Annotated in this window: 12 protein-coding genes; 3 read left to right on the forward strand and 9 right to left on the reverse strand. The window is 67.3% G+C overall.

Going from position 1 to position 14,217, the window contains the following annotated elements:
- Positions 1-38: 38 nt before the first annotated feature.
- The 4 genes from tolQ to HY699_18575 form a co-directional block, all read right to left on the reverse strand.
- Positions 39-728, reverse strand: coding sequence for a protein TolQ (gene tolQ / locus HY699_18560; protein ID MBI4517813.1), 690 nt, complete (start codon positions 726-728; stop codon positions 39-41).
- Between the two features lie 99 nt (positions 729-827).
- Positions 828-2,840, reverse strand: coding sequence for a molybdopterin biosynthesis protein (locus tag HY699_18565; GenBank protein MBI4517814.1), 2,013 nt, complete (start codon positions 2,838-2,840; stop codon positions 828-830).
- A gap of 15 nt (positions 2,841-2,855) precedes the next feature.
- Positions 2,856-4,136, reverse strand: coding sequence for a molybdopterin molybdotransferase MoeA (locus tag HY699_18570; GenBank protein MBI4517815.1), 1,281 nt, complete (start codon positions 4,134-4,136; stop codon positions 2,856-2,858).
- The gene (locus HY699_18575; protein ID MBI4517816.1) at positions 4,106-4,924 is read right to left on the reverse strand and encodes a carbon-nitrogen hydrolase family protein; all 819 of its coding nucleotides are present in this window, start codon (positions 4,922-4,924) and stop codon (positions 4,106-4,108) included. Before HY699_18575 ends, HY699_18570 begins: the two co-directional genes overlap by 31 nt.
- Positions 4,925-5,002: 78 nt before the next feature.
- On the opposite strand from HY699_18575, the gene HY699_18580 reads away from it, so the two are divergent.
- Together HY699_18580 and HY699_18585 are read left to right on the forward strand one after the other, a co-directional pair.
- Positions 5,003-5,281: a hypothetical protein gene (locus tag HY699_18580; GenBank protein ID MBI4517817.1), complete on the forward strand. Its 279-nt coding sequence runs from the start codon at positions 5,003-5,005 to the stop codon at positions 5,279-5,281.
- 212 nt (positions 5,282-5,493) lie between these two features.
- On the forward strand, positions 5,494-7,224 hold the full coding sequence (locus tag HY699_18585) for an MFS transporter (GenBank protein ID MBI4517818.1): 1,731 nt from the start codon (positions 5,494-5,496) through the stop codon (positions 7,222-7,224).
- A gap of 26 nt (positions 7,225-7,250) precedes the next feature.
- On the opposite strand, the gene HY699_18590 is transcribed toward HY699_18585, so the two are convergent.
- The 3 genes from HY699_18590 to HY699_18600 form a co-directional block, all read right to left on the reverse strand.
- Positions 7,251-8,621 carry a M24 family metallopeptidase gene (locus HY699_18590; protein ID MBI4517819.1) on the reverse strand — a complete coding sequence of 457 codons (1,371 nt, stop codon included), beginning with the start codon at positions 8,619-8,621 and terminating at the stop codon, positions 7,251-7,253.
- Positions 8,622-8,712: 91 nt separating this feature from the next.
- Positions 8,713-9,453: a histidine phosphatase family protein gene (locus HY699_18595; protein MBI4517820.1), complete on the reverse strand. Its 741-nt coding sequence runs from the start codon at positions 9,451-9,453 to the stop codon at positions 8,713-8,715.
- A gap of 72 nt (positions 9,454-9,525) precedes the next feature.
- Entirely contained in the window at positions 9,526-9,732 is a 207-nt protein-coding gene (locus HY699_18600; GenBank protein MBI4517821.1) for a hypothetical protein, read from the reverse strand.
- A 57-nt stretch (positions 9,733-9,789) separates the two neighbouring features.
- Between HY699_18600 and miaB the strand changes: the two genes are divergently transcribed.
- Positions 9,790-11,085, forward strand: a complete 1,296-nt coding sequence (miaB, locus tag HY699_18605; protein MBI4517822.1) for a tRNA (N6-isopentenyl adenosine(37)-C2)-methylthiotransferase MiaB — start codon at positions 9,790-9,792, stop codon at positions 11,083-11,085.
- Positions 11,086-11,192: 107 nt separating this feature from the next.
- On the opposite strand, the gene HY699_18610 is transcribed toward miaB, so the two are convergent.
- Both HY699_18610 and HY699_18615 read right to left on the reverse strand, forming a co-directional pair.
- Positions 11,193-12,797 (reverse strand): GMC family oxidoreductase, encoded by a 1,605-nt coding sequence (locus HY699_18610; GenBank protein ID MBI4517823.1) that lies wholly within the window; start codon positions 12,795-12,797, stop codon positions 11,193-11,195.
- Positions 12,798-12,938: 141 nt separating this feature from the next.
- A complete protein-coding gene (locus HY699_18615) occupies positions 12,939-13,934 on the reverse strand; it encodes a TIGR03617 family F420-dependent LLM class oxidoreductase (GenBank protein MBI4517824.1) in 996 nt (331 codons plus the stop codon).
- Positions 13,935-14,217: the final 283 nt, after the last annotated feature.

A 14,217-nucleotide genomic window follows, 5' to 3' on the forward strand; every position in this document is an offset into this window, starting at 1 on the left:
GCCACGTTCGTTTCCCGCCTGCCTCGTTCTCCGGTTCATTACTTGAGGAAGTGACGCTCGGCGATGTTGAGGAATTCAGAGGCGAAGTTTTCCATGTCGGCATGCAGCACGCGGATTTGCCGGGCGAAGTAGTTGTAACCCATCAGCGCAGGGATGGCTGCGAACAAGCCGACCGCGGTCGCAATCAGCGCCTCGGAGATGCCCGGGGCCACGGCTTGGATGCTCGACGAGTGTGCCGCGCTGAGGCCGCGAAAGGCGTTCATGATGCCCCACACAGTACCGAACAGCCCGATGAAGGGCGTACTGCTGGCCGTGGTCGCCAAGAACGTCAGTGCCTTCTCCAGCCGCGTCAGCTCCTGCGTGGTGGCGCGCTTCATGGCGCGCTCGACGTTCTCGATGCCGCCCAACTCCGTGGTCATGACCTCGCCCGGGTTAGGTTGGCGCTTCGAGCGCGTCAGCCGCACCAACTCTTGATAACCCGCGCGGAATACCTGCGCCACCGGACTCTGCTTGAAATCCTGACTGGCGGTGTGGATGTTGGTGAGGTTCTTGGTATCCCAGAACACCTCGATGAAGCGCTCCGACTGCCCGCGCGCCTGCTGCACCTGGCGAAACTTGTAGAACAAGATGCCCCAGCTGATGACGGAAAAGCCGATGAGAATATAGAGAACAAGCTGAACGACCAGGCCGGTCCCGGTGATCATCGAGACCAGGCCCTCTTGCCGCATCCCCCCCTCCGCCTGCGCAAACGCCGCAGGCAGCCACACCCAAATCATACCGAGATCATCTCGTTGCCGATTGAACGGTAATATACCCCCCCCGGGGAGTCAACGAAGCGAACTCCGGCGAGCGCTGGCCGCACGGCGCTTGGGCTCGGTCAGGCGCGGCTTGGCTCGGCTGCGGCGCGCCGGCGGCAGCTCTTTAACCGTCCCCGACCGGCTCGCGTCATAGCCGCCGAGCGCCTCGACGGCGGCGCGAAAGCCGTCGCCGCGCATCACCTCGAGCAATGCCTGGCCGGCGGCCGACTCGAAACAGTCGCGCCGAAAGACCAGGTCGTACTCCTCGCGCGCCACCGGAATGAAATCAAGCCCCAGCGCCACGGCCGCCGACTTGACCCCGAGGCCGCAGTCGGCCAACCCGCTGGCCACGGCCACCGCCACCGCCATGTGGGTGAACTCCTCGCGCTCGTAACCGCTGACCTGCGCCGGCGTGAGGCTGAGTTGCTCCAACTCGTAATCGAGCAACACCCGGGTGCCGGCGCCGCTCTGGCGGTTGACGAACTGCACGCCGCCTCGTTTCAGATCGCTCAGGCCGGCGATCGCCTTGGGGTTGCCGCGCGCAACGATCAAACCCTGGTCGCGCATGACCAGATGAACCACCGCGATCGGCTCGCCCTGCAAGTGCTTCATGATGTCCGGCAGGTTGTACTGGCCCGTGGCCGGATCGAGCAGATGGGTGCCGACCACGTGGGCCTCGCCGCGCTTCAGCGCCAACAGGCCGCCGAGGCTGCCGACGTTCGCCGTCGAGAACTTCAGCTCGGGGGCGCGCCGTTTGAGGCCATCTTCAAGCACCCCGAGGCTGAGATCATGGCTGCCGCTGACCACGATGGTGTTGGCAATGTCGGCGTGCGAGCGCAACAGCTCGACCTCGACTTCTTCGCCGGCGTTGATGCCCTCCGACAACGCCGGAATGCGCAAACAGCCGTCAGCGCGCACCAGCGTGGTAATGACCCCCGCGCCGCGCGCCAGCGGGGTCGCCACCAGCCGGCCGCCGACCCGCCCGAGGGTGACGCGCACGAACTCTTCGAGCCCGAGCTTCGAGGCCAGCTTGCGCGGCACCACGGCGCGCACCAGCTCGGGCGCGGGCGGTGCGCTGCCGAGCCATTTCGCCAACAGCGGCCGTAGCACTTGCTGGCAGACGATAATCGCCGACACCGGATAGCCGGGCAGCCCGAGCACCGGCTTGCCGCCGATGACGGCACAAATCGCGGGCTTGCCCGGCATAATGTCGATGCCGTGGACCAGAACTTCGCCCAGCTCAGCCAACACCCGCACAGTGTAGTCGTGCTCCCCTGCCGACGAGCCGGCTATGACGACAACGATGTCATGCGCGCGTACCGCCGCCGCCACGGCCGCGCGGATTTGATCCGGGTCGTCGGCCACCGGCGCCAGCCGCTGCGGCTCCCCCCCCCATTCGCTGACGAACGCCGCCACCACCCGGGAGTTGAACTCGATGATGCGGCCGGGCCCGGCCTCGGCTCCGGGTTCTATCAGCTCACTTCCGGTTGGTATGATGGCCACCCGCGGGCGTGGCACCAGCGGCACGCTCAGGTGTCCGGCGGCCAGCAGGGCGCCGATGTCGAACGGCCGGATGCGGTGCCCGCGCGGCAGCAGTGGCTCGGTCGCCACTATGTCTTCGCCCACCAGGCGCACGTGCTGCCAAGGGACCGCCGCTTCGCGAATCGCCACGCGCCCCTCGGCAACCGGGTAGACGTTCTCGATCATCACCACGGCGTTGGCCCAGCCCGGAAGCGCCTGCCCGGTGTCGACGTAGGCAAACGGCCGCGGTGCTTGCGCGGCCGCGGGGTCCAGCTGCAATTCGATCGGCCGAGTCTCGCCCGCACCGAAGGTGTCCGCCGCGCGTACCGCGATGCCGTCCATGGCCGAGCCGTGGTAGTGCGGTGCCGAGAGGCGGGCCGCCACCGGCTCGGCGGTAGTGCGGTGCAGGCTGTGTTCGACCGCTGTGTTCTCGGCCGGCCGCCGCTCAATCGGCCGGCCGTCGACAAACAGCGCCAGCGTTTCCGCCAGGGATTTCTTCTTGAGGTAGCGTGTGCGGGCCATCTTCTCCTGCTTGCCTCAAAACAGCGCCACCTCGACTTCGGTACCGGCTTCGAGCCCTTCGGCCGAGGCCTCGATGCGGACCAAGCCGTCGGCGTTTACCAGATTGAAGATCGCGCCGGATTTGCCCGGCAGTGGTAGCGCCACCAAGACGCTGCCGTCGTGCGCCAGCCGCACCCGGACGTGGTCTTCGCGCCCGGGTTGGGAGGCAACGTTCTCGGCCAGCCGCGCGCGCACGGTGCTACGGGGTGCAAAAACTGCCGCCGGATCCTCGCCGCCGAGCACCCGCAGCAACGGCGCGCCGAACAACTCGAATATCACCAGTGCCGATACCGGGTGGCCGGGCAGCCCGACGACGGGCTTGTCCAGCGCACGCGCTAAAATGGTTGGCTTGCCCGGCGCCACCGCGATGCCGTGGAACGCTATCTGTGACTGCGGGAACGAGCTGATCACGTCGATGGTGATGTCCTTGGTGCCCACCGAGCTGCCGCCGGAGATCAGCACGACATCGTTGCCGGCCAACGCCCGCGCCAGCGCTTTGCGCAGCGCCGCGGCTTGATCCGGTACCACGCCGTAGTCGGTGACGACGGCGCCGGCCGTGCCCGCCATTGCCATCAGCGCGTACTCATTGATGTTGCGCACCTGGCCCGGCCGCGGTGTCCGCTGGGGCGGGACGATCTCGTCGCCGCTGGAGATCAGCCCGACGCGCGGCCGCTTGAACACCGAGACCTTGGTGATGCCCAGCCCCGTCAGCGCGCCCAGGTCATGGGCGCGCAGGCGCCGGCCGCGCGCGAAGATCGGTGCCCCCTTGGCAACATCATCGCCGATCTTCAGCACGTTTTCCCACGGCGACACCCCGCGGTGAATCTCGACGGAGCCGTCGCCGACCTCGTCGGTGTGCTCGACCATCACCACCGCGTCGGCCGCGGGCGGCAGCATGCCGCCGGTGGCAATGCGCTGGGCTTCGCCCTGGCGCAGCGCGCGGGTCGAGGCATCGGCCCCCATTTCGATCGTGCCGGTGATCTTCAAGTAGCTCGGTATACTCGCCGAGGCGCCGAAAGTGTCGCGGGCGCGCACCGTGTAGCCGTCCATATTGGCGCGATGAAAATGCGGCAAATCAATCGGTGCGGTCAGATCACTCGCCAGTACCCGCCCGAGCGCCTTGGCCACCGCCGCCCTCTCGCAGCCCACCGGGGTGATGGCGGCGATGTGCCCGCGCGCTTCGCCGGCGCTGACCACCTGAAAGAACGCTTTGACGGCGTGCGGCGCTAGACGACGAACTTGACGTGGTCGAGGCATGGCAGCTCCCGGCGCACCCGGTCGAGGTAGTCGAGGTCGATCTCCGCGACGATCACCAGCTCGCGATCGGCCGCGCGCGCCAGCGGCTTGCCCCAGGGATCGACGATCAACGAGTTCCCAAAATTGTTCACCCCGCTCGGGCTGTGCCCAATCTGATCCGGCGCGACGACGTACACCTGGTTCTCGATTGCCCGCGCGCGCAGCAAGATCTCCCAATGGGCGGCGCCGGTGGGGAAGGTGAACGCCGACGGAACCATGATGATCTGCGCGCCCGAGCGCGTCAGCTGCCGGTATAGCTCGGGGAAACGCAGATCGTAGCAGATGCTGAGGCCGATGCAGCCGAGCTCGGTGACGGCGCTAGCCAGCTCGCCGCCGCCTTGGCGCGTGTCTGATTCACGCATGGTGACGTGCCCGGCCAGATCGATGTCGAACAGGTGGGCCTTGCGGTAGCTGGCAATCAGCTCACCGCGCGGGTTGAAGAGGCAGCTGGTATTGAAAGCCTTGCCGCCGCTGCCGGCTCGCTCCAGCACCGACCCGCCCAGTAGATGTATGCGCAGCGCCTGGGCCAGGCGTCCGAGCCTAGCGGTTGTCGGGCCGGGAATCGGCTCGGCGGAGGCGATTTCCTCGGCCTGCGCCCCGCGCCAGTTGAAGACTTCGGGCAGCGCCACCAACGCGGCACCCTGGCGCGCCGCTTCGCGCACCAGCGCTTCGGCTTTGTCGAGGTTGACGGCTTTGTCCGACCCGGCACAGAGCTGGACGGCGGCTGCCAGAAATCGTCGCGCACCCATGGCCCTGGGCCGGAAGCTACCCAAGGGGGTGGAGTGGGTCAACCGCAGCGCGGCAACTCCAGTCCTGGAGGAGCACGGGTGTCCTGCTCTCTGCGAAAATCTTCGCGTGGCGCGGCGACCCAGGACTACATCGGCGACTTCTTCGACCTCAACGGCGACGGCCTGCCCGATGTCATCGACTCCTCGAACTGGAGCCCGACCAACCGCAAGTGGCAGGTCTACCTCAAGCAACGGCTTCGCGCCCGCACCGCCTCCGACAGGGGCGAGAAACGCAACGCAGCAGATTCAGCACCAACTCCGCTGGCCCTCGGCTCGGCCTTCTTCTCGGCCCCGACCCGTACAGCAGCATTGCCGTGATCCAGGCGACGCCCGCAAGCGCACCGGGAGCCTGCCGCTAGGGGAGCCGCTCGCTGAGTTGACTACGGCCTTCCAATGGGTGACCCCTATCTGCCCGACGGCGCCGGCGGCGTCGCGGCGAGATCCAGGACTCGTGGGACCGAGCGGCCTGAGCGACTCGGGGCTGCCGCCCCTCGACTGCAATCGCCAGGTCGGCTACAAGGCCGGCGCGTATGGGTAATACTCGCAGCAGCGTTCGCACTGGCGTTCTGGACTGGGCCGTTTTGGCGGCCGGCGCGGTGTTTTGCGCCGGGGCCGTGGTCTTTCGTTTCGCTCTGACGCGCGCCTCCGGCGCCTGGCTGGTGCAGGCGCCGGCTGATTTTGCCGCGGCATTCTCCCGGCTGACCGAGCGCGAACAGCTGGTGATGTTTCCGCTGGGCGTGGCGACCACGATCATGACGATGATCGTGTTGGTGCGCGACGGCATCGGCGCCCGCCGCGGCCGCTGGCGGCTGGCGGCGGTGGGCGGCCTCTTCTGCGCCTCGATCGCCAGCACGCTCGGCAGCGATCCGCTCGAACACACGATCATTGCGACCGCCAATGAGCTGGCCTCCGAGGTAGACGCTACGCTGCTCGCTCCCCTGCTCGAACAGTGGCGGCAGTGGCAGTGGATCAATCTCACTTTGGCGCTGCTGGTAGCCGGCAGCCTCGTCGCCGCTCATCGCGCGCCCGTGCCGGTTGCGAGCGCCGCGAGCGATGGGCTGACCGCGCACCATCGCTCGCTGTTGTTCCTGCTCGGCGCGGCTACGCTGTTCGAGGGCTACGATCGCTTCATCGTGTCATTGGCGCTGCCCTACATCGGCCGCGATCTGGGTGCTGACGAAGCCCAGCTCGGCTGGGTGCTGTCGGCTATTCGCGCGGGCGCGCTGCTGTCGATACCGCTGGGGCCGATGGCGGACCGTTACGGGCGCAGGCGTTTGTTGTTGGTGACCATCGTGGCTTATACGGTGGCGACCGCCGCCACCGGTTTTTCGCGCGGCGTCGTCGACTTCGTGTTGCTGCAAGTCTGCGCCACGGTTTTTCTGGTGGCGCAGCTGGCGCTGGCCCAAGTGGTGATTGCGGAGGAGTTTCCGGCCGCGCACCGCGGCCGCGGGCAGGGCCTGCTGGGCGCCTTCGCCGCCTTGGGCGCCGGCGTTGCCGCGATCTTGTTCCCCATCTTTCAACACACCGCCATGGGCTGGCGCGGGCTCTATTTCGTCGGCCTCGTCCCGCTCCTGCTGATCACTTACCTGCGCCGCGCGCTGCCTGAAACCAGCCGCTGGCAGCAAGCCCAGGGGCGGCCGGCCAGCCGCGCCGTGCGGCTGGTCGAGGTCATGCGGGCACCGCATCGCGTGCGCTTTCTTGTCCTGATGATACTGGCGCTGGTCTTGAGCGCGGGTGCGGCCTCGGCGTTCGGCTTCGCCTCCTATCGTGCCGCCAACACTTTCGGCTGGAGCCCGAGCCAGATCAGCGCGATGATCTTGACCGGAGGCGGGCTGGGACTGTCGGGCTGGTTCGTTTTCGGCCGGCTCGCAGACAGTTGGGGCCGGCGGATCACGGGGCTACTGTCGGTGTGCGGCGGCACGCTGGCAATCGTGGTCTTCTATCGCACCCCGGCGCTGTTCGCGGCGTTCGTCGGCCTGACCTTCATGGAGTCGGGGGCCGCTATCGCTGTCAACTCGCTCGGCACCGAACTCTTTCCCACCCGGCTCCGTGCCACCGCCAAGGCATGGATCACCAATGCCGGCATCGCCGGCGCTACGGCCGGCCTGGCCGCAGTCGGCGCGCTGGCCGAAGTGATGGGCGGCGCCGAGAACGTGATCGCGCTGCTGGCGCTGTTGCCGTTGCTGGTTGCGCCGGCGTTGTTCCTGCTGCCGGAAACCCGCGGGCAACAACTCGAAGAAATCGTACCGGGGAACGAGTGAGGAGCGCCGGCCGCGCTCCTCACTGCCTATTGCACTAAATCACCGGCTGGCGGCACCAAGAAGTCGAGCCCACCGAAGCCGACCACGCCGGTATCCGCCGCCGACCAAGTCAGCCGCCGTCCGCCGGCGAGCGGTACCGTTACCCGAAAGCCGAGCGACTGCAGTTCGCCCTGTTGCAAAGGCCGCTCAGCGAGGCCGGCAGCCATGTCGTACGGGCCCACCCCCGCCGGCACCAGGGTGCCGGCATCACGAGCGGTGTAGCCGACAGGATGCGCGAGCAATTCGACGGTTAAACCCCGCTGCTCGGCCCAGGCCGCCGCATCTGTCGCCAGCTGCTGGCCGCTGAGGCCGTGCCGAAACAGCGGGGCCAGGCCGTTGCGAACCTGGATGACGGCCTCAAAAGCGGTGCGAAGCGCACTCGGGATGTCGCTTTCCCAGCGCTTGCGAACGTAGCCGGTACGCTCCACCGCGGCCGCCATGCCGGCGTAGCGCAGCTCGAGCGCCACGTGTACCAGGTCGCCTTCGTCAATGCTGGTGTCGGTGTTGGCACCCGCCCACGGCCAGCTCAGTCGGGCACTGTCGGCTAGCTTGACCACCGAAACGCGCGGCAGCGACAGGCATTCGAGCTGCGCCGCCCGGAGGTCGGCAGCCGCCCGCCACGCCAGCTCCGCCGCCGTGGTCTGACCCGTTTCGATTAACGCTCCGGCAACCGTGCGTTCGGCGATCTCAGCGGCACAACGCGCGCCCTGGCGCGCCAGCTCGATCTCGTCGGCCGTACGTGCGGCGCGCCACGCGATTGCGAGTGGCTCGGCGGAGCGGAAGCGGCCAGCGTATTCGCGGCCGGCCAGCCAGGCGGCGAACTGCCGGCTGCCGGTAGCCACGCCATCGGCGAACGGCACCCGCGCAGAGTAGTTGATCCCGATGCGCCGCGGCCGAAAGCGCGCCAGCGTGTCAGCCACGGCGCCCGGCGTCAGAGCCGACACTTGCTCGAACAGGCCGCTGGCGCTCAGCACCGGCATGACCAGCGGCGTGCCGAAGGCAAACGCCCGGAGCTTGCCGTCGTCGCCGATGAACAGCACCAGCTTGTCGCCGGGTTCGCCGAGCCCGAGACTGTCCAGCATCGGATCGCGTTGGGAGTCGCGCTCCACCAACAGCCAGGCATCGAGTTCCGCCGCGTGCAGCGCCGGCAGCAGCAGTTGGCGCACTTTGTCGCGCACCGCTACCGCGCGCAGCCGTGATTGGTCGCGCGCCTCGGGCAGCCAGCTACAGGGCCGACTCTGCGCTGTTGCATAAATCGGCGAGCGCTGCGGCGGCCGCGTGAACGCTTCCCAATAACGGCAGCCGCCGCCCAGCACTACTACCAATCCCAACCCTGCCAGCACCGTTGTCCGCTTCATCACCCACCCTAAAAGTTAACAATGCTAATTGAAAGTCGGCGGCAGCTCGGCGACCGCCGTGCGCCAGGGGCCGTCTGCGCTCCCCGACGGCTTACGCCCCGCTGCCGATGAGCGCTGCGGCACGACGGCCGAATTGCTGCAGCGACCACACGTAGCCCTGATAGTTGACCGCTCGCAGCCCCAGAACACTGTACGCCGCCAGCGGGGTCTCGAAGCGAACCCACTCCCACGGCACCGGCGGAATGCCGAGCAAATGGGTGAGCATTACGCCGTTGCTGCCACCGTGAGCGACGATCCCGAGGCGCAGCGTCTGCGCCCGTGCCGGTGCAGCCCACACCGCGAAGCCGTCGGTAGGCTGTGGCCGCACGCCGTAGTGTCCCAAGATCTCTTCGAGCGCCGCCGTCACTCGCCCGTGGAAATCGCGAAACGGCTCGCCGCCGGGAAAACCTTCCCAGTGGTCGCCGAAAGGCCGCCGCGCCGCGGCGGTGAAGTAGGCATCCACCTCAGCCTGCGAGGCCGTGCTCAGCTCGCCGATGCGGATTTCGGCTAAGCCGCCGACGGCCGTCGGTTCGAGTTGCTGTGCCGCCCCGATGGCGGCCGCGGTCTGCTGCGCGCGCGCCAACGGGCTGGTGTAGAGCGCGGCCAGCGGCAGTTGGATCAGGTCTGAGGCTACCTCCGCCGCCTGCTGCCGGCCGAGAGGGGTCAAGCCCGGATCACCGCCCGTGCGTTGCGCCCACTCCCAATCCGGCTCCGCGTGGCGCACCAGCACCAACTCCACCGGCACGCTGACGCGCGCTCGCCGTTCCCGTTCCTCCAGACTAAAGGCCGCCATGTCCACGCCTCACCCCGGCGGCGGATCATACGAGTTGAGGCGCACGACGCAACCCGGCCGCTGCCTTCGGGCTCAGCCGCGGCGCACCGGCGGCGCCGCGCGGTTGGGTTCGAGCTTATCGCCGCAGAGCGCGCCGCAGCGGGTGCAAACGTAATCGAACTTTTCGGCCCCCGGCAGCACCAGCAGCAGCCGTTTGCGTACCGGCATCGCTTGCCGGCACTGCGGGCAAAACAGCAGCGAGGCTTCCAGCTGGTCAAAACTCTCCGGGTGTGGCGGCATGCGATTGTGCTCCGATCGAGCGGCCGATATATAGGGACTCTCACGGCTCACTTCAACATGCCGGTCGTCTACCTCGAAACCTATGGCTGCCAGATGAACCTGGCGGATACGGAGTTGCTGCTGGGGCATCTCGGCCGCAGCGGTTACGCCCGCACCGACGATCCCTCGGCTGCCGACGTGCTGCTGCTCAACACCTGCGCCATTCGCGAGCACGCGCAAGAGCGGGTCATGAGTCGCCTGGGCGAGCTGCGCCACTACAAAGCCGGCCGGCCCAACGTGCAGATCGGCCTGGCCGGCTGCCTGGCGCAGCACCTACGCGACCGGCTGCTGGCGAGCGTTCCGTTCCTCGACTTCATCGTCGGTCCCGATTCCTACCGCCGCTTGCCGGAACTGCTGGCGCAGGGCGCTGCCTTTGTCGACGTGCGCCTGGGCCGCGAGGAAACCTACAGTGACATCACGCCCGAGCGCGCCGACGGGGTGCGCGCCTGGATTTCCATCATGCGTGGCTGCGACAAGTTCTGCAGCTTTTGCGTCGTGCCCTACGTGCGCGGACGCGAGCGCAGCCTGCCCGCCTCCGCCGTGCTCGAGCAGGTGCGCGCGGCGGTCGCCGCCGGCCATCGCGAAGTGGTCTTTCTCGGACAAACGGTCAACGCCTATCGCGATGGCGACGTCGACTTCGGCGAGCTGTTACGCCGCGCCAGCGCCGGGCTCGAACGCATTCGCTTCACCTCACCCCACCCTTGCGACATGACCGAGGCGGTGATCGCGGCCATCGCCGAGTGCGACGCCGTCTGCCCGCAGCTGCACTTGCCGGTGCAGTCAGGCGCGGACACCGTGCTGGCCCGGATGGAGCGCGGTTACACCACGGAGCAGTACCTGCGTTTGGTGGAGCGGCTACGCGCCAGCAAGCCGGGCTTGGCTTTGAACACCGACATCATCGTCGGTTTTCCCGGCGAGAGCGAAGGCGACTTCGAGGCCACGCTCGAGCTCATGCGTGAGGTGCGTTACGACAACGCCTTCATGTTCAAATACTCGCGCCGCGAGCACACCAAGTCGTTCGCCTGGCCCGAGACGGTCAGCGAAGCCGAGAAGGGGCGGCGGCTGCAGGCGGTAATCGAGCTGCAGGAACGCATTGCCGCCGAGATCAACCAGGAGCTGATCGGCCAGAGCGTGCCGGTGTTGGTGGAAGGCCCGGCCCGCCGCGGCGAGGGCTGGCGGGCGGGCAAGACCCCGCAGTTCAAGACCGCGGTATTCGCCGCCGGGGCGGCCACGATAGCGCGCGGCACCACAGTACCGGTGCAAGTCCGCTCCGCCACGGCCCACACCTTGGTCTGCGAACTACGGGGCGCCTAGCCAGCGCCTTCTCGCGCGTAGCGCGCGACCAACCATGGGACCGACGCCGCGCTACACCGCCCCGCCCCAGGTGCCGAGACCCCGGCCGGCGCGGCTCTTGCCGCCGGTTAGTCGAATAGGTTCGCGAGATTCCTCTTGATCGTGTCGCCAACGTAGAGCGCTAAGGCTTGGATGGTGTTGGTGGGGTTTACGCCTGCGGCTGTCACAAAGATGCTGCCATCGATGATGAAGAGATTGCGGACGTCGTGACAGCGGCCCCACTCGTTGACCACCGAAGTCCGCGGATCCGTGCCCATGCGAGCGGTTCCCAAGAGGTGCCAGCCGGCAAACGGGAAGGGAGCCTCCGAGGCCGTGTCCTTGGCGCCGGCTGCCGCTAACGCCTCTTGTGCCCTGGCCACGCTGTGTGCGAGCATCTTGCTGCTGTTTTCGCTCACGCGATAGGTCAGCTTCGGCGCCGGAATCCCATCGGAGTCTTTGAGATCGGGATCGAGGGTGACGGTATTGCTGCTCTCCGGCAGGTCTTCGCAAATCGCGACCATACTCGCGGTGCGATCGAAGAGCTCGGCGTAAGCGCGGTGGTGGTCGGCCCCCCAGGTCAGACGCCCCATCTGCATGCCCCGCAAGGCCGTTGAAACCGGCCCGAACCCTCTCACGATCTCGAACGAATAGCCGCGCACGAAGCCGCGCGAGCGGTCGGTCTCGTAGAATTCCTGACTCATGATGCAGCAGCCGGTGGGGCCTTTGTAGCCTTCGAGCGGCTCATCGAAGATGCCGGTCACCATGGCGTAGGGATGGAACATCAGGTTCTTGCCGACCAGGCCACTGCGATTCGCCAGCCCATCGGGAAAAAGCTTCGAGCGCGAGTTCAGCAGCAGTCGCGGCGTACCGACGCCGTTGCACGCCAGCACCACGACATGGGCCGGCTGTCTGCGTTCGACGCCATCGGCGTCGAAGTAGATGACGCCGTCGGCCAAGCCGTTTTCGGCGATGGTGATCTCGCGCACGCGGCAGCGGGTCTTGAGCGTCACGCCCTGGCGCAGCGCAGCCGGCCAGTAGGTGATGTCGGTGCTCGCCTTGGCGCCCTGCGGGCATCCCAGCAGACACGTGCCGGCATTGATGCAAGCGGCCCGGCCTTCGTGCTCCAGCGAGGCGATCGCACTGTCTGACGGCCACCAGTGCCAGCCCAGTCGATTGAAGCCTTGGGCGATCTTCTGGCCCAGCTTGCCGAGCGCCACCGGCGGCAGCGGCACCTGCTTCGGCGGATACGCCGGGTCGCCGGCCAGGCCGGAGACGCCCATCATGTGTGCGTTGAGGTCGTAAAACGGCGCCAGACGCTGGTAGTCCACCGGCCAATCGTCCGCAACTCCGTCGAGCGTCTTGACGCGGAAGTCGGACGGATGAAAGCGGGGGAAGTGGGCGGCGTACATGATGGTGCTGCCGCCGACGGCGTTGAACATCGAGGTCTGGACCGGTGAGGCGCTGTCGTTGACCGGGTAATCCTCGCGCCGCCCGCGTGCATTCGGGCTGAGCGCGAAGTCACCGAGTTGGTGCACCTCCCAGTCGGTGCCCACGCCCGGATACTTGGCGGGATCGACCCAGTCGCCTTGCTCCAGGCAGAGGATGTTCATTCGCGTCTGCGCCAGGCTCCAGGCGAAAGCGGCCCCGGCCGCGCCGGCACCGATGATCAACACATCGACAGGCTCTTGCGACATCGAGCACTTCCTTTCCCGGCAAGCGCCGCCCGGCGCGGTCTCAGCGCCAGGGCGTAGTTCCGATCACCAGTAGTTTCACCGGGCACGCACACCGGGCGGATCGCGTCTTACCCAGGCGTGTCACGAGCAGAGCGCTGCGCTTCAACCGTTGAACGCCGCCACGATACGGCGCCATTGCGCGTCGATGCGGCCAGGGATGAACGGCAAGTAAAACGCCACGCGGTCGAGGATGCCGGCGTACTTCGCCTTCACTTTGCCGGCGATCTCATCGTAGGTGCCAGCGACGGCGTAGACTTCGAGCATCTCGTCGGTGATCTCATCGGCCATACCGACCCAGTCGCCCTTGGCCGCGCGCTCGTTGAGCCGCAGGCAGGTATCGCCCCAGCCGTGTGCCTCCAGCACGCGGGCGTAGGTGCGGGTCGAGGCGTAGAAGGCCATCTGCTGGCGCACCGGCCGCTTGGCGGCTTCAATCTCGTCGCGGTTGGCGCCGGTGAGCACGAAGGCGGTGGTCGACAAGGCGCAGTCGCTCGGCTTACGGCCGGCCTTGTGCAGCCCTTTGCGAATGTTGGGGAAGACGGTTTCGTTGAGGTATTTGAGCGAGTGGAACGGATGGACATGGAAGCCGTCGCACAACTCACCGGCGAGCTGGCACATGTATTCGTTGACGCCGGCGATATAGATGGGGATATGCGGCCACTCGATCGGGCCAGGGCTGAAGAAGGGCGTCATCAGGGTGAAATTGTAAAAGCGGCCGGCGAAGCTCGGCTTGGTGCCGTTTTGCCAGCAGTCCCAGACCGCGCGAATGACCTGGATCATCTCGCGCAGCTTCGGCCCCGGGTGCTCCCACTTCACGCCGAAACGGCGCTCATTGTGACCCTTCACCTGCGTCCCCAGACCGAGGATGAACCGGCCTTTGGAAAGCACCTGGAGGTCCCAGGCAATCTGCGCATAGGTCATGGGACTGCGCGGAAAGGCGACGGCGATGGCGGTGCCGAGCTTGATGCGCTCGGAGTGTTCCGCCGCCAGCACCAGCGGGAAGAACGGCTCATGCGCGGCCTCGGCGGTCCAGAGCGCATCGAAGCCCATCTGCTCGGCGCTGCGAACAAAATTCACCGCCTCGATGGGCGACGCGGTCATCAATCCGGTATCGAATTTCACGGGCGTCCTCCTGGCCATGCGCGTTGAGCGCGCGCCACCATAACCCAACGATTTCTATCTTCCAAGGGTGGCCGCGTGCCTGGGAGCCCTGCGGCTTGATTGGACATCCGTTCCCGCCTCGATACATATCCGACGCTGCGTCTCCCCCAGGGGACCAGGTGGCTGCTCCTCCCCCGAGCCGGGCACTAACTGGGACTGGCTACCTGCCAGAGCCCGCCTGCTTTGAATCGGCCGGTACGAGGGCACCGATGAGTTTCTAGGC

The sequence above is a fragment of the Deltaproteobacteria bacterium genome, assembly GCA_016210005.1.
Lineage (GTDB): Bacteria > Desulfobacterota > Binatia > HRBIN30 > JACQVA1 > JACQVA1.

Coding starts and splice junctions, on each gene's coding strand:
- HY699_18590 (MBI4517819.1), bottom strand. CDS start 8,621: ATGAAGCGGACAACGGTGCTGGCAGGGTTGGGATTGGTAGTAGTGCTG.
- HY699_18565 (MBI4517814.1), bottom strand. CDS start 2,840: ATGGCCCGCACACGCTACCTCAAGAAGAAATCCCTGGCGGAAACGCTG.
- tolQ (MBI4517813.1), bottom strand. CDS start 728: ATGCGGCAAGAGGGCCTGGTCTCGATGATCACCGGGACCGGCCTGGTC.
- HY699_18585 (MBI4517818.1), top strand. CDS start 5,494: ATGGGTAATACTCGCAGCAGCGTTCGCACTGGCGTTCTGGACTGGGCC.
- HY699_18570 (MBI4517815.1), bottom strand. CDS start 4,136: ATGCCTCGACCACGTCAAGTTCGTCGTCTAGCGCCGCACGCCGTCAAA.
- HY699_18615 (MBI4517824.1), bottom strand. CDS start 13,934: ATGACCGCGTCGCCCATCGAGGCGGTGAATTTTGTTCGCAGCGCCGAG.
- miaB (MBI4517822.1), top strand. CDS start 9,790: ATGCCGGTCGTCTACCTCGAAACCTATGGCTGCCAGATGAACCTGGCG.
- HY699_18595 (MBI4517820.1), bottom strand. CDS start 9,453: ATGGCGGCCTTTAGTCTGGAGGAACGGGAACGGCGAGCGCGCGTCAGC.
- HY699_18610 (MBI4517823.1), bottom strand. CDS start 12,797: ATGTCGCAAGAGCCTGTCGATGTGTTGATCATCGGTGCCGGCGCGGCC.
- HY699_18575 (MBI4517816.1), bottom strand. CDS start 4,924: ATGGGTGCGCGACGATTTCTGGCAGCCGCCGTCCAGCTCTGTGCCGGG.
- HY699_18600 (MBI4517821.1), bottom strand. CDS start 9,732: ATGCCGCCACACCCGGAGAGTTTTGACCAGCTGGAAGCCTCGCTGCTG.